General features: G+C 64.6%; 30 protein-coding genes and 1 tRNA gene. 19 read left to right on the top strand and 12 right to left on the bottom strand.

Annotated features, from left to right (window positions below):
* Nucleotides 1-28: 28 nt before the first annotated feature.
* The 4 genes from DIZ22_RS07310 (at nucleotide 29) to DIZ22_RS21720 (ending at nucleotide 2,639) form a co-directional block, all read left to right on the top strand.
* Nucleotides 29-1,342 (top strand): replication-associated recombination protein A, encoded by a 1,314-nt coding sequence (locus DIZ22_RS07310; RefSeq protein ID WP_048937192.1) that lies wholly within the window; start codon nucleotides 29-31, stop codon nucleotides 1,340-1,342.
* The gene (locus DIZ22_RS07315; RefSeq protein ID WP_048937193.1) at nucleotides 1,339-2,196 is read left to right on the top strand and encodes a hypothetical protein; all 858 of its coding nucleotides are present in this window, start codon (nucleotides 1,339-1,341) and stop codon (nucleotides 2,194-2,196) included. Before DIZ22_RS07310 ends, DIZ22_RS07315 begins: the two co-directional genes overlap by 4 nt.
* A 28-nt stretch (nucleotides 2,197-2,224) precedes the next feature.
* Nucleotides 2,225-2,296: transfer RNA gene (locus DIZ22_RS07320), tRNA-Thr, on the top strand.
* A 37-nt stretch (nucleotides 2,297-2,333) separates the two neighbouring features.
* Entirely contained in the window at nucleotides 2,334-2,639 is a 306-nt protein-coding gene (locus tag DIZ22_RS21720; protein ID WP_137405162.1) for a hypothetical protein, read from the top strand.
* Nucleotides 2,640-2,812: 173 nt separating this feature from the next.
* Here DIZ22_RS21720 and DIZ22_RS07325 read toward each other — a convergent pair whose 3' ends face one another.
* Complete coding sequence (locus tag DIZ22_RS07325) at nucleotides 2,813-3,250, bottom strand: cupin domain-containing protein (RefSeq protein WP_048939144.1); 438 nt, start codon at nucleotides 3,248-3,250, stop codon at nucleotides 2,813-2,815.
* A 121-nt stretch (nucleotides 3,251-3,371) separates the two neighbouring features.
* On the opposite strand from DIZ22_RS07325, the gene DIZ22_RS07330 reads away from it, so the two are divergent.
* Nucleotides 3,372-3,674 (top strand): glycine zipper 2TM domain-containing protein, encoded by a 303-nt coding sequence (locus DIZ22_RS07330; RefSeq protein WP_010337759.1) that lies wholly within the window; start codon nucleotides 3,372-3,374, stop codon nucleotides 3,672-3,674.
* A 77-nt stretch (nucleotides 3,675-3,751) separates the two neighbouring features.
* On the opposite strand, the gene DIZ22_RS07335 is transcribed toward DIZ22_RS07330, so the two are convergent.
* Entirely contained in the window at nucleotides 3,752-4,042 is a 291-nt protein-coding gene (locus DIZ22_RS07335) for a hypothetical protein (RefSeq protein ID WP_010337758.1), read from the bottom strand.
* A gap of 149 nt (nucleotides 4,043-4,191) precedes the next feature.
* Complete coding sequence (locus DIZ22_RS07340; RefSeq protein WP_004207335.1) at nucleotides 4,192-4,599, bottom strand: EVE domain-containing protein; 408 nt, start codon at nucleotides 4,597-4,599, stop codon at nucleotides 4,192-4,194.
* 99 nt (nucleotides 4,600-4,698) lie between these two features.
* Between DIZ22_RS07340 and DIZ22_RS07345 the strand changes: the two genes are divergently transcribed.
* Nucleotides 4,699-5,646, top strand: coding sequence for a 2-oxoglutarate and iron-dependent oxygenase domain-containing protein (locus DIZ22_RS07345; RefSeq protein ID WP_122928069.1), 948 nt, complete (start codon nucleotides 4,699-4,701; stop codon nucleotides 5,644-5,646).
* A 60-nt stretch (nucleotides 5,647-5,706) separates the two neighbouring features.
* On the opposite strand, the gene DIZ22_RS07350 is transcribed toward DIZ22_RS07345, so the two are convergent.
* Complete coding sequence (locus DIZ22_RS07350) at nucleotides 5,707-6,090, bottom strand: dihydroneopterin aldolase (protein ID WP_004207337.1); 384 nt, start codon at nucleotides 6,088-6,090, stop codon at nucleotides 5,707-5,709.
* Between the two features lie 125 nt (nucleotides 6,091-6,215).
* On the opposite strand from DIZ22_RS07350, the gene DIZ22_RS07355 reads away from it, so the two are divergent.
* Genes DIZ22_RS07355 through DIZ22_RS07370 form a run of 4 tightly spaced genes read left to right on the top strand, consistent with a single transcriptional unit; the run spans nucleotide 6,216 to nucleotide 9,152 of the window.
* Entirely contained in the window at nucleotides 6,216-6,734 is a 519-nt protein-coding gene (locus DIZ22_RS07355) for an N-acetyltransferase (protein ID WP_026108829.1), read from the top strand.
* Nucleotides 6,735-6,785: 51 nt separating this feature from the next.
* Nucleotides 6,786-7,352, top strand: coding sequence for a DUF1285 domain-containing protein (locus DIZ22_RS07360; protein WP_048939142.1), 567 nt, complete (start codon nucleotides 6,786-6,788; stop codon nucleotides 7,350-7,352).
* Nucleotides 7,349-7,960 (top strand): CoA pyrophosphatase, encoded by a 612-nt coding sequence (locus DIZ22_RS07365; protein ID WP_048939141.1) that lies wholly within the window; start codon nucleotides 7,349-7,351, stop codon nucleotides 7,958-7,960. The genes DIZ22_RS07360 and DIZ22_RS07365 overlap by 4 nt, the downstream gene beginning before the upstream one ends.
* Nucleotides 7,941-9,152, top strand: a complete 1,212-nt coding sequence (locus tag DIZ22_RS07370) for a CCA tRNA nucleotidyltransferase (RefSeq protein ID WP_122928070.1) — start codon at nucleotides 7,941-7,943, stop codon at nucleotides 9,150-9,152. Before DIZ22_RS07365 ends, DIZ22_RS07370 begins: the two co-directional genes overlap by 20 nt.
* Here the strand turns inward: DIZ22_RS07370 and DIZ22_RS07375 are convergent.
* From DIZ22_RS07375 to DIZ22_RS07395, 5 genes are all read right to left on the bottom strand, one after another.
* The gene (locus DIZ22_RS07375) at nucleotides 9,116-10,870 is read right to left on the bottom strand and encodes an EAL domain-containing protein (protein WP_122928071.1); all 1,755 of its coding nucleotides are present in this window, start codon (nucleotides 10,868-10,870) and stop codon (nucleotides 9,116-9,118) included. The genes DIZ22_RS07370 and DIZ22_RS07375 overlap by 37 nt on opposite strands.
* A gap of 68 nt (nucleotides 10,871-10,938) precedes the next feature.
* Nucleotides 10,939-13,266, bottom strand: a complete 2,328-nt coding sequence (gene parC, locus DIZ22_RS07380; RefSeq protein WP_048939138.1) for a DNA topoisomerase IV subunit A — start codon at nucleotides 13,264-13,266, stop codon at nucleotides 10,939-10,941.
* A gap of 45 nt (nucleotides 13,267-13,311) precedes the next feature.
* The gene (locus DIZ22_RS07385) at nucleotides 13,312-13,608 is read right to left on the bottom strand and encodes a CcdB family protein (RefSeq protein ID WP_048939137.1); all 297 of its coding nucleotides are present in this window, start codon (nucleotides 13,606-13,608) and stop codon (nucleotides 13,312-13,314) included.
* Nucleotides 13,608-13,850: a type II toxin-antitoxin system CcdA family antitoxin gene (locus DIZ22_RS07390; protein ID WP_048939136.1), complete on the bottom strand. Its 243-nt coding sequence runs from the start codon at nucleotides 13,848-13,850 to the stop codon at nucleotides 13,608-13,610. The genes DIZ22_RS07385 and DIZ22_RS07390 overlap by 1 nt, the downstream gene beginning before the upstream one ends.
* A gap of 47 nt (nucleotides 13,851-13,897) precedes the next feature.
* Nucleotides 13,898-14,818 carry a LysR substrate-binding domain-containing protein gene (locus DIZ22_RS07395; protein ID WP_170978334.1) on the bottom strand — a complete coding sequence of 307 codons (921 nt, stop codon included), beginning with the start codon at nucleotides 14,816-14,818 and terminating at the stop codon, nucleotides 13,898-13,900.
* 131 nt (nucleotides 14,819-14,949) lie between these two features.
* On the opposite strand from DIZ22_RS07395, the gene DIZ22_RS21725 reads away from it, so the two are divergent.
* The 7 genes from DIZ22_RS21725 (at nucleotide 14,950) to purC (ending at nucleotide 21,664) form a co-directional block, all read left to right on the top strand.
* On the top strand, nucleotides 14,950-15,120 hold the full coding sequence (locus tag DIZ22_RS21725) for a hypothetical protein (protein WP_004207346.1): 171 nt from the start codon (nucleotides 14,950-14,952) through the stop codon (nucleotides 15,118-15,120).
* A gap of 61 nt (nucleotides 15,121-15,181) precedes the next feature.
* A complete protein-coding gene (gene otsB / locus DIZ22_RS07400; protein ID WP_048939135.1) occupies nucleotides 15,182-15,946 on the top strand; it encodes a trehalose-phosphatase in 765 nt (254 codons plus the stop codon).
* Between the two features lie 98 nt (nucleotides 15,947-16,044).
* Nucleotides 16,045-17,814: a glycoside hydrolase family 15 protein gene (locus DIZ22_RS07405; RefSeq protein ID WP_276309031.1), complete on the top strand. Its 1,770-nt coding sequence runs from the start codon at nucleotides 16,045-16,047 to the stop codon at nucleotides 17,812-17,814.
* Nucleotides 17,811-19,217, top strand: coding sequence for an alpha,alpha-trehalose-phosphate synthase (UDP-forming) (gene otsA, locus DIZ22_RS07410; RefSeq protein WP_004207349.1), 1,407 nt, complete (start codon nucleotides 17,811-17,813; stop codon nucleotides 19,215-19,217). The genes DIZ22_RS07405 and otsA overlap by 4 nt, the downstream gene beginning before the upstream one ends.
* A gap of 35 nt (nucleotides 19,218-19,252) precedes the next feature.
* Nucleotides 19,253-19,387 carry a hypothetical protein gene (locus tag DIZ22_RS22365; protein WP_010337747.1) on the top strand — a complete coding sequence of 45 codons (135 nt, stop codon included), beginning with the start codon at nucleotides 19,253-19,255 and terminating at the stop codon, nucleotides 19,385-19,387.
* A 92-nt stretch (nucleotides 19,388-19,479) separates the two neighbouring features.
* Complete coding sequence (locus DIZ22_RS07415; RefSeq protein WP_122928775.1) at nucleotides 19,480-20,754, top strand: aminotransferase class V-fold PLP-dependent enzyme; 1,275 nt, start codon at nucleotides 19,480-19,482, stop codon at nucleotides 20,752-20,754.
* A gap of 127 nt (nucleotides 20,755-20,881) precedes the next feature.
* Nucleotides 20,882-21,664 (top strand): phosphoribosylaminoimidazolesuccinocarboxamide synthase, encoded by a 783-nt coding sequence (gene purC / locus DIZ22_RS07420; RefSeq protein ID WP_004207352.1) that lies wholly within the window; start codon nucleotides 20,882-20,884, stop codon nucleotides 21,662-21,664.
* A gap of 45 nt (nucleotides 21,665-21,709) precedes the next feature.
* Here the strand turns inward: purC and DIZ22_RS07425 are convergent, their stop codons facing one another.
* Together DIZ22_RS07425 and DIZ22_RS07430 are read right to left on the bottom strand one after the other, a co-directional pair.
* Nucleotides 21,710-22,462 (bottom strand): sulfite exporter TauE/SafE family protein, encoded by a 753-nt coding sequence (locus DIZ22_RS07425; protein ID WP_048939133.1) that lies wholly within the window; start codon nucleotides 22,460-22,462, stop codon nucleotides 21,710-21,712.
* Between the two features lie 71 nt (nucleotides 22,463-22,533).
* Nucleotides 22,534-23,748: an MFS transporter gene (locus tag DIZ22_RS07430; protein ID WP_048939132.1), complete on the bottom strand. Its 1,215-nt coding sequence runs from the start codon at nucleotides 23,746-23,748 to the stop codon at nucleotides 22,534-22,536.
* A 92-nt stretch (nucleotides 23,749-23,840) separates the two neighbouring features.
* On the opposite strand from DIZ22_RS07430, the gene DIZ22_RS07435 reads away from it, so the two are divergent.
* Entirely contained in the window at nucleotides 23,841-24,605 is a 765-nt protein-coding gene (locus tag DIZ22_RS07435; RefSeq protein WP_037506827.1) for a helix-turn-helix transcriptional regulator, read from the top strand.
* A 3-nt stretch (nucleotides 24,606-24,608) separates the two neighbouring features.
* Here DIZ22_RS07435 and DIZ22_RS21730 read toward each other — a convergent pair whose 3' ends face one another.
* On the bottom strand, nucleotides 24,609-24,761 hold the full coding sequence (locus DIZ22_RS21730; protein WP_004207357.1) for a hypothetical protein: 153 nt from the start codon (nucleotides 24,759-24,761) through the stop codon (nucleotides 24,609-24,611).
* A 153-nt stretch (nucleotides 24,762-24,914) separates the two neighbouring features.
* On the opposite strand from DIZ22_RS21730, the gene purS reads away from it, so the two are divergent.
* Nucleotides 24,915-25,148, top strand: coding sequence for a phosphoribosylformylglycinamidine synthase subunit PurS (gene purS / locus DIZ22_RS07440; RefSeq protein WP_004207358.1), 234 nt, complete (start codon nucleotides 24,915-24,917; stop codon nucleotides 25,146-25,148).
* Nucleotides 25,149-25,151: the final 3 nt, after the last annotated feature.

A 25,151-nucleotide genomic window follows, 5' to 3' on the forward strand; every position in this document is an offset into this window, starting at 1 on the left:
TCGGCCCGGCCGACCTATATCGGGGACGATGGCTGATCTTTTCTCTTCCGACGATGTCCTTCCCGCCGGCATCGACCATGCCCCGCTGGCCGATCGGTTGCGTCCGGCCGTGCTGGCCGATGTGGTCGGCCAGGAGCATTTGACCGGCCCCGACGGCGCGATCGGCCGGATGGTGGCGGCCGGCCGCCTGTCATCTATCCTCTTCTGGGGTCCGCCCGGCACCGGCAAGACCACCATATCGCGGCTGCTCGCCGACGCCGTCGGCATGCGGTTCGAGCCTATCTCGGCCGTCTTTTCCGGTGTCGCCGACCTCAAGAAGGTGTTTGCCGCCGCAAAGGACCATGGCCGGCGTGGCGAAAAGACCCTGCTCTTCGTGGACGAGATCCACCGCTTCAACCGCGCCCAGCAGGACAGCTTCCTGCCTTTCGTCGAGGATGGCACGGTCACGCTGGTCGGCGCCACGACCGAAAATCCCAGCTTCGAACTGAACGCCGCGCTCCTGTCCCGCGCGCAGGTGCTGATCCTGCGCCGGCTCGACGCCGCGGCGCTCGAACAATTGCTGGACCGGGCCGAAGCGCTGATGGACCGCCCGTTGCCGTTGGATATGGCCGCGCGTGAAGCGCTGCTGGCCAGCGCGGACGGCGACGGCCGCTTCCTTCTCAATCAGGTCGAAACGCTCTATTCGATCGACATTCCCGCGCCGCTCGACCCGGCCGGCCTCTCCGCCCTGCTCCACCGCCGCGTCGCAGTCTATGACAAGGATCGCGAGGGCCATTACAACCTCATCTCCGCGCTTCACAAATCGCTGCGCGGCTCCGATCCGCAGGCGGCGCTCTATTATCTCGCCCGCATGCTGACCGCGGGCGAGGAACCGCTCTATGTGCTGCGCCGGCTCGTCCGCTTCGCCACCGAAGATATCGGCCTGGCCGACCCGCAGGCAGTGGTGCAGTGCCTCGCCGCCAAGGACGCCTATGAATTTCTCGGTTCGCCCGAAGGCGAACTGGCGATCGTTCAGGCCTGCATCTATTGCGCCACCGCGCCCAAATCGAACGCCGGCTATATGGCGATGAAGACGGCCTTCCGCACCGCGCGCGAAACCGGGTCCCTGATGCCACCGATGAACATCGTCAATGCCCCGACCAAGCTGATGAAGCAGGTCGGCTATGGCAAGAATTACCAATATGACCATGATGCCGAGGGCGGTTTTTCCGGCGCCAATTACTGGCCGGAGGAGATGAGTCCGCAGACCTTCTACACGCCGACGGAGCGAGGATTCGAAGCGCGGATCGCCGAGCGCATTGCCTATTGGAACAAGCTGCGCGCCGAGCGCGGCGCGGCGTGACGCCCCGGTTCGCGCGCTTCGCCGCGATCGACTGGTCGGGCGCCAAGGGCGCGCGGCACAAGGGGATAGCGGTCGCCATCTGCGGCATCGGTCAGGATGCGCCGGAGCTGGTCGAGGCGCCCGGCGGCATCTGGTCGCGTCAGGCGGTCGCCGACTGGCTGATCGCAACAGCGCGCGAGGCACCGACCCTGTTCGGCTTCGACTTCAGCTTCGCCCCACCCTTCGTCGCACGCGGCGCCTATCTGCCCGGTGACCCGACGCCCACGAACGGGCCCGCTTTCTGGGCCTATGTCGATGCGGTCTGCGACGATCCCGATCTGGGTGCTGCCAGCCTGCTGGAAACCACCCATCGCCGCCATTTCTATTTCGGCAAGGCCGATGGCGTGAAGGCCGACTTTTTGCACAACCGCGCCTGCGAAGCCCATTATAATGCCGGGGGCGGCGGCAAGCCCTCGACCATCTATGACGCGATCGGCGCGGCGCAGGTGGCCAAGGCCAGCTTTGCCGGCATGCGCCTGCTCCACCATATCCGCCCGCATGTGCCGGTCTGGCCGTTCGATCCGCTGCCCGCCACCGGATCGCTGGTCGTCGAAATCTATACCAGCATCGCTGCACGCGCCGCCGGGCGGCCCAAGGGCCGGACCAAGATGCGCGATCTCGCCGCCCTCAATAACGCGCTGACCATGTTTGCAACCGCCCCTTACGCCGGTCCGATCGCCGCCGACCATCAGGCCGATGCCTTGCTGACCGCCGCCTGGATGCGCAAAAGGGCCAAAAATCCAGTACTTTGGACACCTTTGCCCCTGACCGACGAAATTGCGCGCACAGAGGGCTGGACGTTCGGCGTCGTCTGATAGTAAGGGCGTCCGACCCGTCGGGTGCGCCGGCTTAGCACAGCGGTAGTGCAGCGGTTTTGTAAACCGAAGGTCGGGGGTTCGATCCCCTCAGCCGGCACCGACGGACTCTTGAACAGTGCGTTCATGCGCACTGGATGGCACTCGGCATCCCGGAAACAAAATGGGGGCCGACATTGCTGCCGGCCCCCACTAACGTCGATTCCTTTCGGCCACATGCCCTTGCAGGCTGCGCCTTCCGGTCCGGCGATGTGATGTGTTGCCACATCTTCGCGCGGGAGAACGAGCCCGAAGGTCTGTTCACCCTTGCTGACCTTTCATCCGAAGCCCGACGTTCACTTTCGCGCGTACCAGGCATCATCCTGAAAGGCTTGGATCCGATCGTCCCTGCCATCCTCGCGCATGGCAGCTTCCAACGGACCATCAGGGCAAAAAATCCTTGATTTCTCTTGGATTTTCCGGCTTTGGATCGCTCCTAGCCGACTGTCCCGATACGAGGATGCTGTCACGATCCGCGAGTCGCACAAAGCGGATTCAGACAGTTTGAAGACAGGCCGCGCCACAAATCTGTGGATAACTTTGGATAAGTCTGAAAATCGGCGGAAATCCGCGCGCTTCAGGCGGGCGCCCAATTGGGCGGCGCGAGCGTGAAGCCCGCAAAGTCGAAGCCCGGCGTGACCGTGCAACTGACGAGCGCCCATCCGCCGACCGGCCGCGCCGCCTGCCAATGATGCGCCGGGACCAGGCGTTGCGGCATCTGTCCCGCGGCGATATCCGGGCCGAGGTGATGATCGACCGCCGGCCCCTGCGGCGGAGCAATGCCCAGGATGATCGGTGCCCCCGCATGCCAGAACCACATCTCGTCGGCATCGACCCGATGCCAGTGCGATCGCTGATGCGCCTCCAGCAGGAACATGATCGCGGTGCCCGCCGCTCTCTGGCCCGCAGCCGCCTGGGCCCGCCAGGTTTCGCGATACCAGCCGCCTTCGGGATGCGGGGCGAGGTCGAGCGCCCGGATCAGTGTGGCAGCATCCTGCCCGTCGCCTGCGTTCATCGCTTCACCTCAAATTTAATTTCCACTGAAACAAAAACTTATGCCGTTGTCAGAGGTTCATGCAACCTAGGTCAATAGGCAGGGGTTCAATCGGCTGACAACGCAATTCGGAGGAGATATTATGCGTAACGCCCTGATGGCCATGGCCGCCCTGTCGCTGGCCATTCCCGTGTCGATGGCCGTTCCCACGGACGGCGCACAGGCCCGCAAACATTATCGCTACAAGGAATGGCGCGGTCGCGATGGCCGCACCTATTGCCGCAAGTCCAATGGCACGACCGGCCTGATCGTCGGCGGCGTCGGCGGCGCCCTGGTTGGCCGCGCGATCGATACCCGTGGCGACCGTGCGACCGGCACGATCCTGGGCGCCGCCGGCGGCGCGCTGCTCGGCAAGGAAATCGACAGCAAGCGCCGCTGCCGCTGATCCCGTCGTCAAGGACAACGAAAAAGGGCGGCTTCCCATCGGGAAGCCGCCCTTTTTGATGGCCGAAGCCAAATGGCTTAGTTGGTCGCGCCCGAAGCCGCGCCGCGCGCGTCATCGACCTTGAACGACACGGTCTGACCGCCCGAGACGCCCGAAACCTTGTCACCCTTGACCTGCAGGTTGAAGGCAACGGCGTCGGGGTAACGACGGCCCGAGATCACCTTGCCGGTCTTGGTATCCTTGACGTCATAGACGTAGGTGTAGCCTTCGTGGGTGAAGCGCTGCTTGGCGGCGTCCTGCGCATTGGCGGGGGCAGCGACGGCAACGATAGCGCTCAGGGCGCCGGCGACAACAAACTTGGACAGCATTCGCATGGGTGTGCTCCTTGTGAATGCCCTCAAACACCTCTTGGACATTCTGTTCTGTTGCCACCCATATGTTGCAGCGCAAAAACTCATACAATCGCAAAAAACGGCGTTCCAGTTGCGCGGAACGCAATCGAGGCAGTCTCGTTTTTCTAAGCCTTTGACAAGGCGACGATATGCTCGAACTGCTGCGGCGTCAGCGGCGCGACGGACAGGCGCGATTGCCGTAACATCACCATGTCGGCCAATGCCGGGTCCGCCTTCATCGTCTTCAGTGTCACCGGGCGATCCAGTTTCTTGTGCGGCGCAACATGTACCGCGATCCACTTGCCGGTCTCGTCGGTGCTATCCGGCGCCGCTTCCTCGACAATCTCCATGATGCCGACCGCCTCGACGCCGATATTGCTGTGATAGAAGAAGGCCAGGTCGCCCTTGCGCATCGCCTTCATGTGCAACTGGGCGGCATGGTTGCGCACCCCGTCCCATTCCGCCTTCCCCTTCTTGACCAGGTCGGCATAGGAAAAGACGTCGGGTTCCGATTTCATCAGCCAGTAGTTCATGCCGCATCCTTGCATCAGGCGCCAAGGACGATCAAGGATGGGAACCAGCGCGGCTGATCGCTATATCATCCGCAAGCCAAATCGATCTGGAGAATATACGTGTCGCAATCCGTGCTGGACCAGGTGCCCGTCCTGTCCATGGCAGAGATGAGTAAGGGCGATTTCGCCGCCGCCTTCGGTGGTTCCTTCCAACGCTTCGGCTTCGCCATGGTCAAGGACCATGGCATGGACCAGGCGCTGGTCGACAAGGGATGGGCGCTGGCACGCGAATTCTTCGCCCAGCCGGTCGAAATGAAGCGCGCCTATGATGCCAAGTTCAATGGCGGGCAGCGTGGCTACACCGCTTTCGGCGTGGAGATTGCCAAGGGCGCGAGCGAGAATGACCTCAAGGAATTCTGGCATGTCGGCCGCGACCTGGCGCCCGGCGATCCGCTTGCCGAAACCATGCCGTCCAATGTCTGGCCGACCGAGATGCCGGCGTTCCGCGACGTGTTCGCGCCGCTCTATGCCGAGTTCGACCGGGTCGGCGCGGAACTGCTGTCGGCGATCGCCCTCTATCTGGGCCTGCCCGAACGCTGGTTCGACGGCCCGATCAAGGACGGCAACTCGATCCTGCGCCTGCTCCATTATCCGCCGGTGTCGCCCGAGGCACCGGGCATCCGCGCCGGCGCGCATGAGGATATCAACCTCATCACTCTGTTGCTGGGCGCCGAGGAAGGCGGGCTGGAACTGAAGGATCGCGACGGCAACTGGCTACCGGTCGTGCCGCCGCCGGGCGCGCTCGCCATCAATGTCGGCGACATGCTGCAGCGGCTGACCAACCATGTGCTACCCTCGACCAGCCACCGCGTCGTCAATCCGCCGCCCGAACGCCGCGGCCATTCGCGCTATTCCATGCCCTTCTTCCTGCATCTGCGCCCGGACTTCATGATCGATGCGCTGCCGCAATGCGTGACGCCGGACAATCCGCGCCGCGAGGAGCCGATCAGTGCGCATGACTATCTGACCGAGCGGCTGATCGAGATCGGCCTCATCAAGAAAGCGTAAGAAAAGGCCCGCCGCTGCGTCCGGCAGCGGCGGGCCTCTCATTCTCAGCGCTAGCAGCGCTTATTTCCGGCCGCGGCCCAGGGTGATGCCGATTTCCTCGCCCCGCTCGCTCAGCGCCAGCTTGACGATCTTCACCTCGACATGGCGGACCTTGTCGTCCTGCAGGAAGATGGTCTCGATGATATGGTCGGCCACGCCCTCGATCAGGGTGAAGTGCAGCCCCTCGGGCAGCGCGGTCGACGCGGCATGCTTGAGGTCCATGTAGTTTTTCGACTCGCTGAGCGGCGTATCGGGATCATAATGGTCCGCAATCCGCAGCTTGGCCCGGATCGAGATGCGCAGCGGCTGGGGCAGATGCGTCTCTTCCGAATAGATGCCGGTCAATACGTCGACGTGCAGGTTGTTGACCTCCAGCGTCAGATAATCGTCAAAAATGCTGTCCATAGCTCGCCATGTCCGGTCGCGCGAAGGGCGCGGGTCCAGTTTGATCTTTCCTTTTGCGGCATGGACGCTATAGGCCCGCCGCTTCCGGCGCGGTCCATGCGCCATTGATGGCGGATCGGCAAGACATGTCAGCAATTCTTCCCCTCGACAGCCAGCCCGCCGACGCGATCGAGGGCCTGCTGGACGCCGCCTTCGGCCCTGACCGGCACGGCCGCACCGCCTATCTGATCCGCGATGGCATGCCCTGGCTGCCCGCCCTGTCCTTTGCGGTGCTGGACGAAAAGGGCGAGTTGATCGGATCGCTGCAAAGCTGGCCGGTGGCGCTAACCCACGAAGATGGCAGCCAATTGCCACTGATCATGGTCGGCCCGGTCGCGGTTGCGCCGGCGCATCAGAAGGGCGGCCATGGTCGCGCGATGATGGATGCAGTGGTCGCCGCGGCCCGCGCACAGGCCTGCGAACCGCTGATGATGATCGGCGATCCGGAATATTATGGCCGCTTCTGGGGCTTCACCGCCGACGGCACCGCCGGCTGGGATTGCCCCGGCCCGTTCGAGCCCCGGCGCCTGCTCGCCTTGTCGGTCGATGGGCGCCCGGTCGGCGGAACCGGCATGCTGTCGCCGCGAATCACCGTTACCGCCTGACCCGACCGAAAGACCTTTGCCAAGCGAGCCGGCCGCTCCTATCTGCTTTCCATGCCGATGGAGCCCCTGCCCGACCTCGCCGACCTGTCGCTCGCCGACATTGCCCGCCTAGCCGCCGAAAAGCGCCTGCCGCCGGTCGAGAAATGGAATCCCGACCATTGCGGCGACAGCGAGATGCGGATCGCGCGCGACGGCACCTGGTTCCATCAGGGATCGCCGATCGGGCGCGAAACGATGGTGCGGCTGTTTTCCACCATATTGCGGCGTGAGGGCGACGGCTCCTATGTGCTCGTCACCCCGGTCGAGAAGCTGAGCATCGCGGTCGAGGATGCCCCCTTCGTTGCGGTCGAACTCAAGAGCGAGGGCGAAGGCGCCAGCCGCAAGCTCGCCTTCCGGCTCAACACCGGCGAACTGGTGCCGGTCGGCCCCGACCACGCGCTGACCCTGCGCGAGAAGGATGATGGTCCCCATCCCTATCTCCACGTCCGTGCCGGGCTCGACGCGCTGATCGTGCGCAGCGTCTATTATGAACTGATGAACCTGGCCCTGGATGAAGAAGGCGAGCGTGTCGGCCTGTGGAGCGAAGGCCGCTTCTTTCCGTTGGACGGCGCGGCATGACGCTGGCCCAGCGGCTGCGCGCCGCACTGATCGACGGGCATAGCCGCGACATCCAGTTGCTGCCGTCCGAAACCCGCGATCCGCGCATCGTCGGCGACATGGCACTGGCGCCGGCCGCCGTGCTGGTCGCGATCACCGATCGGGCCAATCCCGGCCTGATCCTGACCCAGCGCTCCGAAAAGCTGCGCAAGCATGCCGGGCAAGTCGCCTTTCCCGGCGGCCGGGTCGACCCCGACGATGTCGACGAGATTGCCGGCGCGCTGCGCGAGGCCCGCGAGGAAATCGCCCTCCCCTCCGACCGGGTCGACATCATCGGCACGTCGGACCGCTATCATACCTTCACCGGCTTCGACATCGTGCCGGTGCTGGGCGTCATACCGCCCGATCTGCCGCTGCGCGCCCAACCGGGCGAAGTGGCCGACTGGTTCGAACTGCCGCTTGACTATGCGCTCGATCCGGCCAATCGAGTGCGCCGCAGCCTGATGTTCGAAGGCATCGAGCGGCAATATTATGAAATCGACTGGCAGGGCCGCCGCATCTGGGGCGTGACCGCTGCCATCCTCGCCAATCTTTCCCGCAGGCTCGGCCATGACCCGCATTCTTCCTGACGCCCCGTGGCGCCACCGCTCCGGCCTTTCCGGCCTTCTCGCCGCACTCGATGCCAACCGGGGCCGTGCCCGCTATGTCGGCGGCGCGGTGCGCGACGGGCTGCTTGGCCTGCCGGTCAATGATCTCGACATCGCCACCAGCCTGATGCCGCAGGATGTGGTCGATCGGCTGAAGGCGGCCGGGATCAAGGCGGTGCCGACCGGGATCGAGCATGGCACGATCACCGCCGTGCTGCCCGACGGGCCGGTCGAGATCACCACGCTGCGCCGCGACGTCAGCACCGATGGCCGCCGCGCCACCATCGCCTATACCGACGACTGGCAGCAGGATGCCGCCCGGCGCGATTTCACCTTCAACGCCCTCTATGCCGATCCCCTGACCGGCGCGATCAGCGACTATTTCGGCGGCGTGGCCGATCTCGACGCCCGACACCTGCGCTTCATCGGCGATGCCAGCGCGCGGATCGCCGAGGATCATCTGCGCATCCTGCGCTATTTCCGTTTCCTGGCCCGCTATGGTGACAACGAAGTTGACGCGTCGGCCTATGATGCCTGCGTCGCCGCGGCCAACAGCCTGATGGCGCTGTCACGCGAGCGGATCGCCGACGAACTGCTCAAATTGCTGGTGGTGCGCGATCCTGTGCCGGCGCTGCGCCTGATGGTGGACGGCGGGATCTGGCTGCCGGTGCTGCCCGAAATCACGCACGAAGGCATCGACCGGCTGGCTAAGCTGATTGCGCGGGAGAATGAGGCGAGCATGGCACCATCGGCGCTGCGCCGATTGGCCGCGCTGGTGCCGACCGACGCGGCGCTGGCGGACCAGATTGGCGCGCGGCTCAAACTCTCCAACAAGGCGCGCAAGCGGCTGATCACCGCGCTCGAAACCGCCTCCGCACCCGAAGGGCCGCGCGCGCTGGCGCACCGGGTCGGCGTGGAAGGCGCGATCGACCGCATCCTGCTCGATCCTGCCGCCCCCTTGTCGGCCCTGGCCCCGCTCGACGGCTGGACCCCGCCCAGCCTGCCGATCGGCGGCGGCGCGCTGATCGCGCGCGGCCTTCAGCCCGGCCCGGACGTCGCCCGTGCCTTGCAGGAAGTGCAGAAATCATGGGTGGCGGAGGATTTCCCCGACGCCGACCGGGTCGGCGAAATCGCCGATCAGATCGTTTCGAAATTCCAGCGCACGCGCCAATAGTCGAAGGCATCGGCTTCGCTCATCGGGCGGGCAAAATAATAGCCCTGCCCCTGCCAGCAGCCCATCTTCTGCAGCATGTCGGCCAGTTCCTGGGTTTCGATACCCTCGGCCGTAACCCGCAGGTTGAGCGATTCCGCCAGTGACAATATGGTACGGACGATCACGGCTTTATCGTGATCTTCCAGCATGTTGGACACGAAACTTCGATCGATTTTTAGGATGTCGATCGGCAGGCTGTGCAGGCTCGCCAGGTTAGAGAAGCCGGTGCCGAAATCGTCCATCGCGATCGGCATCTGCAAATCCTTGAGCGCGAACAGCAATTTGCGCGCCTTGTCCGGATCGGCGATGATCGCGCTTTCGGTCAGTTCGGCGGTCAGGCGATGGCCGCCAATGCCCGAATAGCGCAGCGCTTCCTCGAACATCGATGCGACATCGTCGCGCGCCATCTGGATCGGCGACAGGTTGACGTTGACGCCGACCGGCAGGGCCTGGCCGAATTTCGCGTCCCAGCGGCTCAGCGCCTGCGCGGCTTCATAGGCGGCCCAGCGACCGAGCGGGGTGATGAGACCGCTCTCTTCCGCGACCGGCACGAACTCCACCGGCGAGACATGGCCCAGTTCCGGGTCATCCCAACGCGCCAGCGCCTCGAAACCGGTAATTTCGCCGGTCTGGAGATGGATCAGCGGCTGATAGGCCAGGGTCAACCCGCCATGGGCGAGCGCATCGCGCAGCCGGCTCTCGATCGAGAAGCGGCGCTGCGCTTCCTTGAGTACGCCATTGCGGTAAATCTCGACCTTGCCGGTGCGCTTGGCGATCTTGACCGCCGCCTGCGCCTTGCGGACGACATCGTCCGGATCATCCTCCAGATGCGTCGACAGGGCGCAGCCGATCGCGCAATCGACGCGGATCTGCAGGTCAGACAGGCGGATCGGCGAACTCAGCGCCTCCCTGATCCTCTGAACGATCTGAAGACAGTCAGACAAGCCATTGTTCAAGCGTGCAAAAATGGCAAAGTCATTGCCGCCGATGCGGGCCAGCACATCGCCCTGACGCAGACAGGATTTGAGCCGCTTGGCGACCGTGATCAGCAGTTCATCACCGGCCATCGGGCCAAGCGATTCGTTCACCCGGCTGAACCGGCTAAGGTCGATCGCGATGATGCCGAACTGGGCATTGTCCGGCCAACTGCCATTGGCCAGCCGATCATCGATTTCCTCACCAAAGCCGGTGCGGTTGGGCAGCGCGGTCAGGCCGTCGGAAAGCAGCTCGCGCCGCAAATTCTTCTCCATCGTCCGCTCGCTGGTGCGATCGATCGCGGTGAAGAGAAATTGTTCGGCGCGCGCGCCGGTGGCCCGCAGCCGTCCGAGCGTGCAGAGAAAATATTCAGGGCCAAGCTTGCCGTCGCGGCGGATTTCGAAACTTTCCGAATCGCGATCCGACTTGGCAAAACCGGTGACTCGCGCGCGCCATTCGGCCGATGCCTGGGCCGTTGCGGCCGTCCGTTCGCGATGTTCCCGGAACGCCTTGAGGAACGGCTCATTCGCTTCGACAATGTTTATTGCATTGTTTTCACATGATAAAATTGCCGCAGCCTGCGACAGGGCGGTGAGCCATTCGCTCGCTCCGATCATGTGCGGCAGATGCGTGTCATCATCCCCGGGCAAGGGGAGGCCACTGGTCTGTTCAGGGGGCCAGCTACGCACCGACATGGCTTTCATGCCTCTGCCTTATCCGCCAAGGGTAAATATTCGGGAAACGAACATCTGCCGATGGTGCTGAATTTGCGTCAGAACTTGTTGTCGCGCGGGAAGCCTGTCGGTGGCATGCGACCGGCGGCACCGCGGGCTACCCGCCATGGCGTCATGTCGGCCTCGGTCCGGGTCCGGCCGGTCTCGCCGCCCATAGCCCAGCTGATCCCGTCGCTCAGGCGGAAGGCGATCGCGTCGGACAGCCCCCCGTCGCGATAGCGCTGCATCTGCACACCCTGCCCGCGCGCCATCTTGGGCATTTCGATGATGGAATAAACCAGCAGTTTCCGGTTCTCGCCGATGACGGCGATGCTGTCCGCCTCCGGATCGACCGCATGCACCACAGCAAGCTTCGCGCCCGTGCGGACATTGACCACCTGCTTGCCCTTGCGCGTCTCCGCCAGGATATCCGCCACATCAGCCAGGAAGCCGCGCCCGTCGGAGGAGGCCAGCAGCAACTGCCCACCCGTCCTGGCCGGCATCAGCGCGACGATGCCGCCCTGATCGTCCATGTCGACCATCATCCGCACCGGATCGCCAAAGCCGCGCCCGCCCGGCAGCTTGTCCGCCCCCAGCGTATAGATGCGCCCGCTCGACGTCGCCATCAGCAGCTTGTCGGTGGTATAGGCGTGGAAGGCGAATTGCGGCCCGTCGCCTTCCTTGAACTTCAGCGTATCGGCCGCGGCCAGGTCGCGATGCCCGCTCATCGCGCGAATCCAGCCGCGTTCGGACAGGATCACCGTCACCGGCTCGCGCTCGATCATCGCCTCCAGCGGGATCTCGCGCGCCGGCCCGGCTTCCTCGACCAGCGTGCGGCGCCGGCCGATCACCGTATCGGGGCCATAGCGCTTGCGCAGGTCGGCAATGTCGCGCTTCAGGCGGGTACGCTGCTTGGCCGGGCTTTCGATTAGCTTTTCCAGCTCCGCCTGTTCCTTGACCAGCTCGGCATGTTCGCGGCGCAGCTCCATTTCCTCCAGCTTGCGCAAGCTGCGCAGCCGCATGTTGAGGATCGCCTCGGCCTGACGGTCGGTCAGGCTGAATTCGTCCATCATCACCTGCTTGGGCTCATCTTCGGTGCGGATGATCTCGATCACCCGGTCGAGGTTGAGATAGGCGATGATATAGCCGTCGAGCAGTTCCAGCCGCGCGGCGATCTTCTCCAGCCGGTGTTGCGCCCGGCGGACCAGCACCTCGATCTGGTGCTTGAGCCATTCGACCAGCACCGCGCGCAGCCCCAGCACGCGCGGCGTATGGCTGGCGTCGAGCACGTTGAGGTTGAGCGGAAAACGATTTTCCAGGTCGGTCAGCCGGAACAGGCTGTCCTTGAGTATATCGACCGGGACGTTGCGGCTCTTGGGGACGATGACGATGCGGATCGCCTCGTCGCTCTCGTCGCGCACATCCTCCAGGATCGGCAGCTTCTTGTCGTTGATCAGCGCCGCAATCTGCTCGATCAGCTTCGACTTCTGCACCTGATAGGGGATTTCGGAAATCACCAGCTGCCAGGTGCCGCCGGCCAGCTTCTCGATCCCCTCCGCTTCCCAGCTGCCATCCTCGTTGCGGCCGGTGGAGAAGCGGGCACGGGTGCGGAAGGAGCCGCGCCCGGTGCGATAGGCTTCGGAAATGATCGCCTGATTATCGACCAGCACGCCGCCGGTCGGGAAGTCCGGCCCCTTGACGATCTCCATCAGCGCGGCGTCGTCCGCCTCCGGGCTGTCGATCAGCAGGGTGGCGGCATCCAGCAGTTCGCCGACATTGTGCGGCGGGATGCTGGTCGCCATGCCGACCGCGATGCCGCTGGCGCCATTGGCCAGCAGATTGGGGAAGAGGCCGGGGAATACCTCCGGCTCCTCATCCTCGCCATTATAGGTCGGACGAAAATCGACCGTGCCTTCGTCAAGGCCCGCCATCAGGTCGGCAGCCGCCTGGGTCAGTCGCGCCTCGGTATAGCGCATGGCCGCGGCATTATCGCCGTCGATATTGCCGAAATTGCCCTGGCCATCGACCAGCGGCGTGCGCAGCGAGAAATCCTGCGCCAGGCGGACCATCGCGTCATAGACCGAGGCGTCGCCATGCGGGTGATATTTACCGATCACGTCGCCGACGACGCGGGCGCATTTCTTGTAGCTGGTGGTGTTGCGCGCCGGATTGGCGACCAGCACGTCCGGGTTCGCGCCACCCGGCTCCATCCGCAGCAGCCGCATCGCCCAGAGAAGGCGCCGATGCACCGGCTTCAGCCCGTCGCGCAGGTCCGGCAGCGAACGCGCGGTGATGGTGGAGAGCGCATAGACCAGATAGCGCTGCGAGAGCGCCGCGTCGAAAGGATGGTCCTTGATAGCGTCGAACGGGTCGCGAAAATCGGTCATCGGGAGTGGCTTAGCAGGATGGGGGCAAAACGGAAACGGATTTGCTCAATAGCCGCTTACGAGCATGTCCAGCGCGGTGGTGATGACATAATGATGCTGCTCCAGCGACAATAGCGGCTTGCCGATGAAACGCGCCGACACCGCTGCGGAAAATTGCGTCATCATCACCAATTCCTGCCCCTCGACATCGAAGCGCGGATTGAGCCGCGCCATCGGCGTCCCGACCTGCGCGATCGGCACCAGCGGCACGACGAAACGGGTGGTAAGATGCGATAATAATTCTGCCTGACAGTCCAGCACATAGGCGCCGTCGGGCAATCGGTGCGCGTGAAAGCGCGCCATCAGAACAACCGATATTTTTCGAGCGGCAGTCCGTATTTCTCGACATAGGCGTTCGACGCCGCGATCCCCTCGGCATTCTCCGCCTGCCATAGCCGACCACGTTCTGCCGCGATCTCCTGGCGCAAGGCATCTTCGCAAGCACGCGACAGGTTGATGCCAAGAGCCTTGGCTTCCTCCACCAAGGCACTGTCGAGCGACAGGTTGGTCGCCTTGCGCGCTCCGATCCGCTCCTGCTTGGTCATACCGGCACTCCTGTACATAGCATGCGCATAGATATACGCATGAACGCTCAACGCGGCAAGAAACGCGCGTCCGGATCGGCGGCGATGGCGCTTGCAAACTCCGCGCTGATCCAGTCGCGGAAAGCCTTGATCTTGGGCGTGTTGCGGGCGTGGGGCGGATAGACCAGCCAGTAGCTGGCGATTTCGCGGACATAGGAGGGCACCGCCTCCACCAGTTGCCCCGCTTCCACCTCCGCCTTCCAGAGGAAATGGTTGAGGATGGCGATCCCCTGCCCGGCGATCGCGGCGCGCCCCTCCATCACCTGGCTGTCGAGCGCGATGCCGGGCGGGCCATCGGCCGGGTCGGCCTCCACGCCCATCGCCGCGAACCATTCATGCCACCACATGTCGTCGGGCGACAGGCGCGGCAGGGCATGGAGCGCCTGCGCATCGGCGATCGGCCCGTGCCGGTCGCGCCAGGCCGGGCTGCACATCGGCACCAGCCGGTTATGGGTCAGCAGCTTCGCCTCCAGCCCCGGCCATTCTCCCTTGCCGCCGCGCACCGCCAGATCGATGCCGTCGCGCGCCAGGTCGACCACCGCGTCATCGGCCATGATCCGCACGGCGAGGTTCGGATGGCGCATCTGGAAGGCGCCGATGCGCGGCGCCAGCCAGAGATGCGCGAAACTGTTGGTGCAGCTTATGCTCAGCACCGCCGAATGATCCTGGGTCAGTGCGGCAAAGCCCTGCCGCATCTGGTCGAAGGCGCGGGTCAGGATCGGCGCGATCTCGCGGCCCTTCTCGGTCAGCGCCACCTTGCGCCCGGTCCGTTGAAACAGGCTGATGCCCAGCCGCTCCTCCAACAATTTCACCTGATAGCTGACCGCCGCCTGGGTCATCCCCAGTTCCTGCGCGGCGGCCGTGAAATTCTCCAGCCGCGCGGCGGCCTCGAACACACGAATGGCGGACAGGGGCGGCAGCGGAGGCATGCGCCATTCGATAAGCCAGGCTTATCTATACTGTCCATGCTTTTGTTGGCGCCAAGGGTGCCGTTCGGGCAGAGACAGCGGTGCCGGCGGCCCTCCGCGCCCGGCGATGATCATGGACGGAAGGAACAGTGATGCGCGATCAATATGACGCCCGGCTGTGGAACGACAGCCATGAAGAAATCAGCAAAAGTGCCGACCATTTCCTGCATCGCGTGATGCAGGCATTTCGGGTGCTTCACCGCATCGAATGGAGCGCGCCCTGGGCCGATGAACGCCAATGCAAGCGTCCCTGCCAATCGTGAAAATCCCGGCAAGGGGCAAAACAGGGGTTGCGGTTTCCGGTACAGGCGCCACCTTTAGGCCGTGCCCGAAACCGCTCTTCCCCCTCTGCCCGATCTTCCCGCTCCCCCGCCCGCGCTGCTGACCGGCGCCGCCCTGTTCCTCGATTTCGACGGGACATTGGCGCCGATTGCGGACACGCCCGACGGGGTGCATGTCGATGACGATCTGCTCGCCCTGCTGGCGGCGCTACGACGCAAGCTGGACGGGCGCCTCGCCATCGTCAGCGGCCGGTCGATCGCCACGCTGCGCGATTTCGGCTTTCAGGATTTCCTGCTCGCCGGCACCCACGGCCTTGAATTTGCCGCGCCCGGCGCAGCGCCGGATGCGCCGCCCCGCCTGCCCGCCATAGACGCGGTCGAACGGGCCTTCCATATCTTTGCCGACACCCGTCCCGGCGTGCTGGTCGAACGCAAGTCGATCAGCGTCGGCCTCCATTTCCGCGGCGCGCCCGATTGTGGCGAGGCCGCCGGCCTGCTTGCCCATCAGCTTGCAGAGGAACATAGCCTGGCCGTGCAGGCCGGCAAGATGCTGTTCGAACTGCGCCCCGGCGGCGCCGACAAGGGCAGCGCGCTCACCCGCCTGATGCAGCAGGCGCCGATGGCTGGCGGCACGCCGATCTTCATCGGCGACGATGTCACGGACGAGGAAGGTTTCGCCGCCGCCGCGCAATTGGGCGGCCATGGCATATTGGTCGGGCCCGCGCGGCACACGCACGCGGCCTTCGGCTTGGAACAGGTTGCCGCCGTCAGGCATTATCTGGCGCAGGGGGTCGCCGCGATCATCTGACCGGCGGCCACCATTCGCATGAACGAAGGGGGCCGAACATCATCGATACCAGCGACCATATCCTGGCCGGAAACGAGCGCGATCTCGACCTCTGGCCGATCGGAAACTGCCAGGCATCCGCCCTGATCGACCGCGCCGGGCGCATGGTCTGGGCCTGCGTGCCGCGGGTCGACGGCGACCCCGTCTTCTCAGCCCTGCTCGACAACAAGCATTGGGACAGCAAGGAAGCGCGTGGCTTCTGGGCAATCGAGCTGGAAAATTGCGTCGCGGTCGAGCAGCATTATATCCGCAACACGCCGATCCTGGTCACCCGCCAGAGCGACGGCCAGGGCAATGCGATCGAGATTTTCGATTTCTGCCCGCGCCACAAGCATAAGGGCCGCATGTATCGCCCGGTCGCCTTCGCGCGCATCGTGCGCCCCGCCGCCGGCAGCCCGCGCATCCGCGTCCGCCTGCGCCCCACGACCAGCTGGGGCAAGGAAAATGTCCCGGTCACCTACGGCTCCAACCATATCCGCATGGTCCTGTCCTACATGGCGATGCGGATATCGACCAACGCGCCGATCGGCCTCATTTCCCAGGAAAGCTGGTTCCGGCTGGAATCGGACATGCATTTCTTCATGGGGCCGGACGAGGGGTTTTCCGACGCGCTGCGCCCGGCGATCGAGCGGATGCTGGACGACACCATCCTGGAATGGCAGCTCTGGGTGCGCGGCCTCGCCATCCCGCCCGAATGGCAGGAGGCGGTGATCCGTTCCGCCATCACCCTCAAGCTCTGCCAGCATGAGGAAACCGGCGCGATCGTCGCCGCGCTCACCACCTCCATCCCCGAACATGCCGACAGTGGCCGCAACTGGGACTATCGCTACTGCTGGGTGCGCGACGCCTATTATACGGTCGAGGCGCTGAACCGGCTCGGCGCGCTGGACGTGCTGGAAACCTATCTCGTCTACCTGCGCAACATCGTCGACGGTGCCAAGGGCGGCCATATCCAGCCGCTCTACGATGTGCGCGGCAATGCGACGCTGCATGAATGGGAGGCCGCGTACCTGCCCGGCTATCGCGGCATGGGGCCAGTGCGGGTCGGCAATGCCGCTTATGAACAGATCCAGCATGACGCCTATGGCCAGATCGTCCTGTCCTCGGTCCAGGGCTTCATCGACCGGCGCTTGTTGCGCATGGCCGGCCATGCCGATTTCGAGGCGCTGGAGGCGGTGGGCGAACGCGCCTGGCAGGTTTATGACCAGCCGGACGCAGGCCTGTGGGAATTGCGCACCCGCGCCCATGTCCACAGCTACAGCGCGGTAATGTGTTGGGCCGCCTGCGATCGTCTGGCCCATGCCGCCACCGCGCTCGACCTGCCGCTGCGCGCCGCCCATTGGGAAAACCGCGCCGAAACCATGCGCGCCCGCATCATCGAATCCGCCTGGCGCGCCGACAGCAAGGCGATCTCCGCCAATTTCGAGGATGACGCGCGCGACGCATCGCTGCTGCAACTGCTCGACCTGCGCTTCCTGACCGCCGACGATCCGATGTTCACCGGCACGCTCGAAGCGCTGGAAAAGGATCTGCGCCGCGGCAACGACATGCTGCGCTACAGCGCGCCGGACGATTTCGGCGAGCCGGTCACCGCCTTCAATGTCTGCACCTTCTGGCTGATCGAAGCGCTGCATCGCACCGGCCGGACCGAGGAGGCGCGCGAACTGTTCGAGGAGATGCTGTCCCGCCGCACCGCCGCCGGCCTGCTGTCCGAAGATATCGATCCCCATAATGGGGAACTCTGGGGAAATTACCCGCAAACCTATTCGTTGGTCGGCATCATCAACTGCGCCGTCTTGCTGAGCAAACCGTGGAGCGTGATGCGATGAGCCGTCTGATAGTCATTTCCAACCGGGTCAGTCGCCCCAATGGCGCCGCCAATCAGGGCGGGCTGGCCGTCGCACTGGCGCAGGCGCTGCGTGAAAGCCGGGGCATCTGGGTTGGCTGGTCGGGCGGCACGACGGACAATTTCACCGGCCATATCGGCTTTGCCGATGATGACGGGGTGAAGACCGCGACGATCGACCTGGAAGAGCAGGATGTCGACGAATATTATAATGGCTATGCCAACAAGACGCTGTGGCCGCTGTTCCATTATCGCATCGACTTGGCCGAATATGCCCGCGATTTCGAGGGCGGATACAACCGCGTCAACCAGCGCTTCGCCGACACCGCCAGCCCGCTGATCGAACCGGAAGACATTATCTGGGTGCAGGATTATCACATGATCCCGCTGGGCCAGATGCTGCGCGACCGGGGGCATCAGAACCGGATGGGCTTCTTCCTGCACATCCCCTGGCCGCCGACCCGCCTGCTGGTATCCCTGCCCCACCATACCAAGCTGGTCAGCACCCTCTTCGCCTATGACGTGATCGGCTTCCATACCGAGGAATGGCTGGAATCCTTCCGCCATTATGTCGAGCGCGAGATGGGCGGCACCGTGGATGGCGATTTCGTCACCGTCGGCGGTCGCACCATCCAGGCCGTCGCCTGCCCGATCGGCATCAATGCCGAAGAGTTCAAGCAGGCCGCCGCCAGCGACGCGGCGGTGGAGATGCACCGCCAGGTCCGCGCCTCGCTGCAGGATCGCTCACTGATCGTCGGCGTCGACCGGCTCGACTATAGCAAGGGCCTGGAAGAACGGTTCAACGGCTATGCCCGCTTCCTGAAGGATCATGCCGAACATCATCGCCGGGTCGTGCTGGCGCAAATCGCACCGCCCTCGCGCGGCGAGGTGGAAAGCTATCAGCAGATCCGCGCCACGCTGGACTCGCTCGCCGGCCGCATCAACGGCGAATATAGCGATGTCGACTGGACCCCGATCCGATACGTCAACCAGGGCTATCCGCGCGACAAGCTGGCCGGCATCTATCGCTCCGCCCGGATCGGGCTGGTGACGCCGCTGCGCGACGGCATGAACCTGGTCGCCAAGGAATATGTCGCGGCCCAGAACCCGGACGATCCCGGCGTCCTGATCCTGTCCCGCTTCGCCGGCGCGGCGATGCAGCTCAAGGACGCGCTGCTCATCAACCCCTATAGCCCCGAAGAGATGTCCGACGCGATCGACCGGGCGCTGGCCATGCCGCTCGACGAGCGCAAGCGGCGCTGGCGGGCGATGATGGACAGCGTCGAGCAGCAGGATATCAGTTGGTGGCGCAGCGCCTTCACCGATCGGCTGGCGGCCACTCGCCAGGAAGAGCCGGAGGCCGAACCGGAACCGGCGACCGAATGATTGAGATCAGGCACCGGTCCCGCTAGGCCGGTGCCATGCATAGCGAAGATGATGACGAACCGCGCGGCCTGTGGGCCGCCATCAGCGCCAAATCCGGCGTGATCATTGGTAGCGTCGGCCTGATCGCCTGGCTGGCGCTGATCTGGTTCATGTTCGGCGACGTGCTGTAGCGCGTCCCCTGCGGATTTCCCCTTGCGCCTCGTTAAACCAGCGGCAGACATGATGCCGCTCCGGCTTCGGGAGCGCCAAATGGGGGATGTCCATGCTCGATCGCCGTTCCTTCCTCGGCAGCGCCGCTGCCGCCTCGCTCGCCGCGCCGATCGGGGCGGAAGCGCTGACCAGCGTGCCGCTGCCGGCCGCCGATCTCCATGCGAAGAATGAAGATGCCTATTGGGCGGCGCTGCGCAAACAGTTCCTGATCCCGGCCGATGTCGTGAACCTCAATGTCGGCACCGTCGGCTCCTCGCCGCGCCCGGTATTGAAGGCGATCTTTGACGGGTTCGAGACGACCGAGCAGATGACCCAGGAAGGGTCGGAGGATTATCCGATCTGGGGCTATGGCGCCTGGGACCAGTATCGCAAGCCCTTTGCCGACTTCATGGGCGCCAAGGTCGAGCAGATGGCGATCCTGCGCAACTGTACCGAGGCGAACAGCTACATCGCCAATGGCTTCGACATGAAGCCGGGCGACGAAGTGCTGATATCCGACGAGGAACATGGATCGGGCGAAATGCCCTGGATGCTGCGGTCGCGCCGCTATGGCGTGGTGGTCAAGAAATTCGCCATGCCAAAGCCGGCGAAGAACGCAGCCGAAATCCTCAACCGCATCAGTGACGCAATCACGCCGAAGACGCGGATCATCTTCGTCAGCCATATCAGCACCTCGACCGGCGTGGTGCTGCCGGCCAAGGAGATCGCCGCGCTCGCCCGGTCGAAGGGGATCATCTCCGCCTTCGACGGCGCCCATGCGCCGGGCATGATGAAGGTCGACCTCAACGATATCGGCTGCGACCTCTATACCGGGTCGATGCACAAATGGCTGTTCGCGACCAAGGGCACCGGCTTCCTCTATCTGCGCGACAGGAGCGTGATGGACCGGGTCTGGAACACGATCGCGACCGGCGGTTATGACGACCCGACCCGCATGGCGGACCGCTATATGCAGATCGGCTCCTCCTGCATCCCGACCTTGATGGGCCTCAATGCCGCGATCAGCTTCGCCGACAGCATCGGCATGGAGCGGATCGAGGCGCGCAACCGCATGCTCGCCGACTATATCCATGCCGAGATGGTGAAGCGCGGCGCGGAGGACTGGACCTCGCCCGATCCGGCGCTGCGCTGCGCGATCGCGACCGTCAACGTGCCGCCGGTGCAGCGGATGGAATTGCAGGACTGGCTCTGGAAAAATCACAAGGTGCGCATTCGCGGCGGCAACCCCAGCAAGCTGCGCCTCGCCACCCCCTATTTCCTGAGCAGGGCGGACATCGACCGCTTCCTTGGCCTGTTCGACGAATTTCGGAAGATGAAGGGGGCATAGCCGCCACAATTGCACCCCCGCCTATATTGCTCTATGGGCCACCCCAAGCAGCCCCGGCACCCGCTGATCCTTTCCGATTCGCGTTTGCCGGGGCAAAATCTTTTGTAAGAAAAAGACAGGAACGCGCATGGCCCGTCGCCGCCAGATCTACGAAGGCAAGGCAAAGATCCTTTACGAAGGCCCCGAGCCCGGCACGATCATCCAATATTTCAAGGATGATGCGACCGCCTTCAATGCCCAGAAGAAGGGCACGATTTCGGGCAAGGGCGTGCTCAACAACCGGATTTCCGAGCATATCTTCACCCTGCTCGGCCAGATCGGCGTGCCGACCCACTTCATCCGCCGCCTCAACATGCGCGAACAGCTCGTCCGCCAGGTCGAGATCGTGCCGATCGAGGTCGTGGTGCGCAACGTCGCCGCCGGTTCGCTGTCGAAGAAGCTTGGCATCGAGGAAGGCACCCAGCTGCCCCGCACGCTGATCGAATATTGCTACAAGGATGATGCGCTGGGCGACCCGCTGATCTCCGAAGAGCATATCGCCTGCTTCGGCTGGGCCACGCAGGAAGAGATGCACGACATCGCCGACATGGCGATCCGCATCAACGACTTCATGTGCGGCCTGTTCGCCGGCATCGGCATTCGCCTGATCGACTTCAAGCTGGAATTCGGCCGCCTCTATGACGGCGATTACAGCCGCATCATCCTGGCCGATGAAATCAGCCCCGATGGCTGCCGCCTGTGGGACATGGCAACCAACGAGAAGCTGGACAAGGATCGCTTCCGTCGCGACCTCGGCGGCGAAGTCGAAGCCTATCAGGAAGTGGCGCGCCGCCTGGGCCTGCTGCCCGAAGGGCTGGACACCACCGTCCTCGACCTCGACACGCATCGCAAGAAGCGCGAGAAGGACTGATCTACGAAAAGGCCGGCCGCAACGCCGGCCTTTTTCTTTTAGGTCTCAGGCGAGGATGGCATCCGCCATCAGCTTGAGCCCCAGCAGCACCATCAGCACATAGATGAGCGTGTAGAAGCGCGCAGCGTCCACCCGCCGCACCAGCCAGACGCCGGCGAAGGTCGACCCCACCGCCACCGGCACCAGCAGCGCCGTCGCCATCAGATTGGCGTGCGTGAATTGGCCCAGCGCGGCATAGGCCGGCACCTTCATCCAGTTCATGACAGCGAAGGCGACAGCCGTGGTGCCGACCAGCATGTCGCGCGGCAGCTTCTTGGGCAGCACCCACATCTGGAAGGGCGGCGATCCGGCATGGGCGATCTGGCTGGTGAAGCCGCTCGCGACGCCGAACAAAGTGCCGACCCAGCCTGGCGAGGTCGAGGGCAGGACGATCGCCCCGCCCCGCTCGACCCAGAGCCGCTGTAACCCGAACAAGGTGGAAATGGCGCCGAGCGCGCCCAGCACCGCCGTTTCGGAGACTTGCGCCGCGAACCAGTAGCCCAACCCGACACCGATCGCCATGCCGGGCAGCATCACCGCCAGAATGCGGCCATCCCAGCTGCGGCGGAAGGCCCAGACGCTGACGGCATCCTGCAGGATCAGGATCGGCAGCAGGATCGCCGCGCCGCGCACCGGATCGACGCCCAGCGCCATGATCGGCATGGCCAGCGCCCCGACACCGGCAAAGCCGCCCTTGGCAAGCCCCGATATGATGACGGCGATGATGGCACAGGCGAGATAGAGAAGGTCGGGACTCATGCCCCAGCCTTATAAGCAGTTGCCGGCAAAGAGAATAAGCGGGGCGACCTGGGCCACCCCGCCCGTGACATTCAGTTCCGCTCGCGTCCCAGATTGGGCAGGAAGGCGGTGAGCAGGCCGATCGCCGGCAGGAAGGCACAGACCCGGAACACCATCTCGATGCTGCTATGGTCCGCCAGCCAGCCCAGTCCGGCCGCGCCCAGCCCGCCCATGCCGAAGGAGAAGCCGAAGAACAGGCCCGAGATCATGCCGACCTTGCCCGGCACCAGTTCCTGCGCAAACACGACGATCGCGGGGAAGGCGGAGGCAAGGATCAGGCCGATGATGACGGTCAGCGGCCCGCTCCAGAACAGCCCGGCATAGGGCAGCGCCAGGGAGAAGGGCAGCGCCCCCAGGATCGAGAACCAGATCACATATTTGCGCCCGAACCGGTCGCCCAGCGGCCCGCCCGCGACCGTGCCGACCGCCACCGCCGCCAGGAAGGCGAACAGATGGAGCTGCGCATTCTGCACCGACAGGTCGAACCGCTGGATCAGGTAGAAGGTGTAATAGCTCGTCAGGCTGGCGAGATAGACATATTTGGAGAAGATCAGCGCCAGCAGGATGGCGATGCCCCGCGCCGCCTGCCCGCGCGGCAGTTCGATATGCAGCGCGCCGGCGCAGCCGACCTGCAACCGGCTGAGGCCATGATGGCGATACCAGTTGGCGACGTTCCACAGCACCGCGCCCGACAGCAGCGCCAGCAGCGCAAAGAAGGCCAGGCTCGACTGGCCCCAGCGCACCACGACCAGCGCCGCGGCCAGCGGCCCCAGCGCCTGCCCCGCATTGCCACCGACCTGGAACAACGACTGGGCCAAACCATGGCGACCGCCGGCTGCCATCCGCGCCACCCGCGAGGATTCGGGGTGGAAGACCGATGAACCGACGCCCAGGAGCGCCGCGCCGACCAGCACGAGGCCGTAGCTGTGCGCGATCGACAGCACGGTCAGGCCCGCCAGCGAGAAGAGCGTGCCACCCGGCAGTGCCATCGGCGTCGGTCGCTTGTCGGCATAAAGGCCGATCATCGGCTGCAGGATCGATGCGGTAATCTGATAGACCAGGGTCACCATGCCGATCTGGCCGAAGCTCAGATGTAGCTCGCTCTTGAGACCCGGATAGATGGCGGGAAGCAGCGACTGCATCATGTCGTTGAGCAGATGGCAGAAGCTGATCGCCACGATCACGCCGAACGCCGTGCCGCCCGCTGCCAATTGTGCGCCTGCCTTTTCTATCCTTATCTCTTTCATTGTCGGTTCCTTTCTGAGGCCGGACCGATTAGCGCTTCCCTTCTCGTCCCGCTTCCGCATATGGGTCAATCTCTTTTGCGATCAGGACAATCATGGACCAGCGGCACCCGGACGATCATGAGCATGTGCCCCGGCCGGTGGTCGGCATCGGCAATGATTATCCGCCCTCCTTCGAACTGGCCGAGCATCAGCATCGCCGCGGGCAATTGCTTTATGCCGCGTCCGGCGTGGTCGCGGTCAGCACGCCGCAGGGCGCCTGGGTCGCCCCACCCGAACGGGCCGTCTGGATTCCGGGCGGCACGCCCCATGCGGTGCGGATGGTCGGCGCGGTGCAGACGCGCAGCGTGCTGGTCGACCAGGCCGTCTATCCCGGCCTGGCCCGGTCCTGCCGGGTGCTCGGCGTGTCGCCGCTGCTGCGCCAGTTGCTGGTGGAGGCCGCCCATGTTCCGGTCGAATATGCGGAAGCGGCGCGCGATGGCCTGGTCATGCGGTTGCTGGTGGCGGAGATCGAGCGGGCGCCTCTGATCCCGCTTGCTGTGCCCTTCCCGCGCCATGCCGCGCTTGCGGCGCGCTGCCACGCCTTTGTCGAACAGCCGCAGGCCCATGTGACGATCGACCAATGGGCAGACGCGCTGGCGATGAACCGGCGTCGCTTCACCCGGCTGTTCCGCCAGGAAACGGGCATGAGCTTCGCGCAATGGCGGCAACAGGCCTGCCTGTCGGCGGCCCTGCCCCGGCTGGCGGCGGGCGAAGCGATCACGACGATCGCGCTGGACCTGGGCTATGACGGGCCGGCCAATTTCTCGACCATGTTCAAGCGGGCGCTGGGTGTCTCGCCCAGCCGCTATCGCCCCTGATCCTCAGGCGGACTTGGCGCGATAACCGACGAGCAGACCGAAGCAGAAGGTTGCAAACAAAGCGAGCTGAACCCGCCCATGCGGGTCATCATAGCCCACAATCTGCTGCCCCCAGGCAAAAAGCCCCACAAACATTGCCAGTGCCAGACCGGACATGCCCCATATCCCTGTAAAAACTCCGCCCTCAGATTATTCTCAGCTTCCTAAGAAAGTCATAATCTCTTGCCTGCGCGCCGCGCCGCGCCTAGGGGGAGCGGCAAAGTTCATCCCCCCGCATCGGCGGGCGGCATGCCAAGGAGTTTGCACCTCATGAAAGCCCGCATCTTCGTCACTCTCAAGGGCGGCGTCCTCGATCCGCAGGGCCGTGCGATCCATCACGCGCTCGAAGGCCTGGGCTTTGGCGGCGTCAACGACGTGCGCGCCGGCAAGCTCATCGAGCTGGACCTGGCCGATGGCACCAGCGACGAGGATATCGACGCCATGTGCCGCAAGCTGCTGGCCAACACGGTCATCGAAAACTACCGCATCGAAAAGGTGGCCTGAGCC

The organism is Sphingobium sp. LF-16 (genome assembly GCF_003711185.1).
In the GTDB taxonomy this organism is placed as follows: Bacteria; Pseudomonadota; Alphaproteobacteria; order Sphingomonadales; family Sphingomonadaceae; genus Sphingobium; species Sphingobium yanoikuyae_A.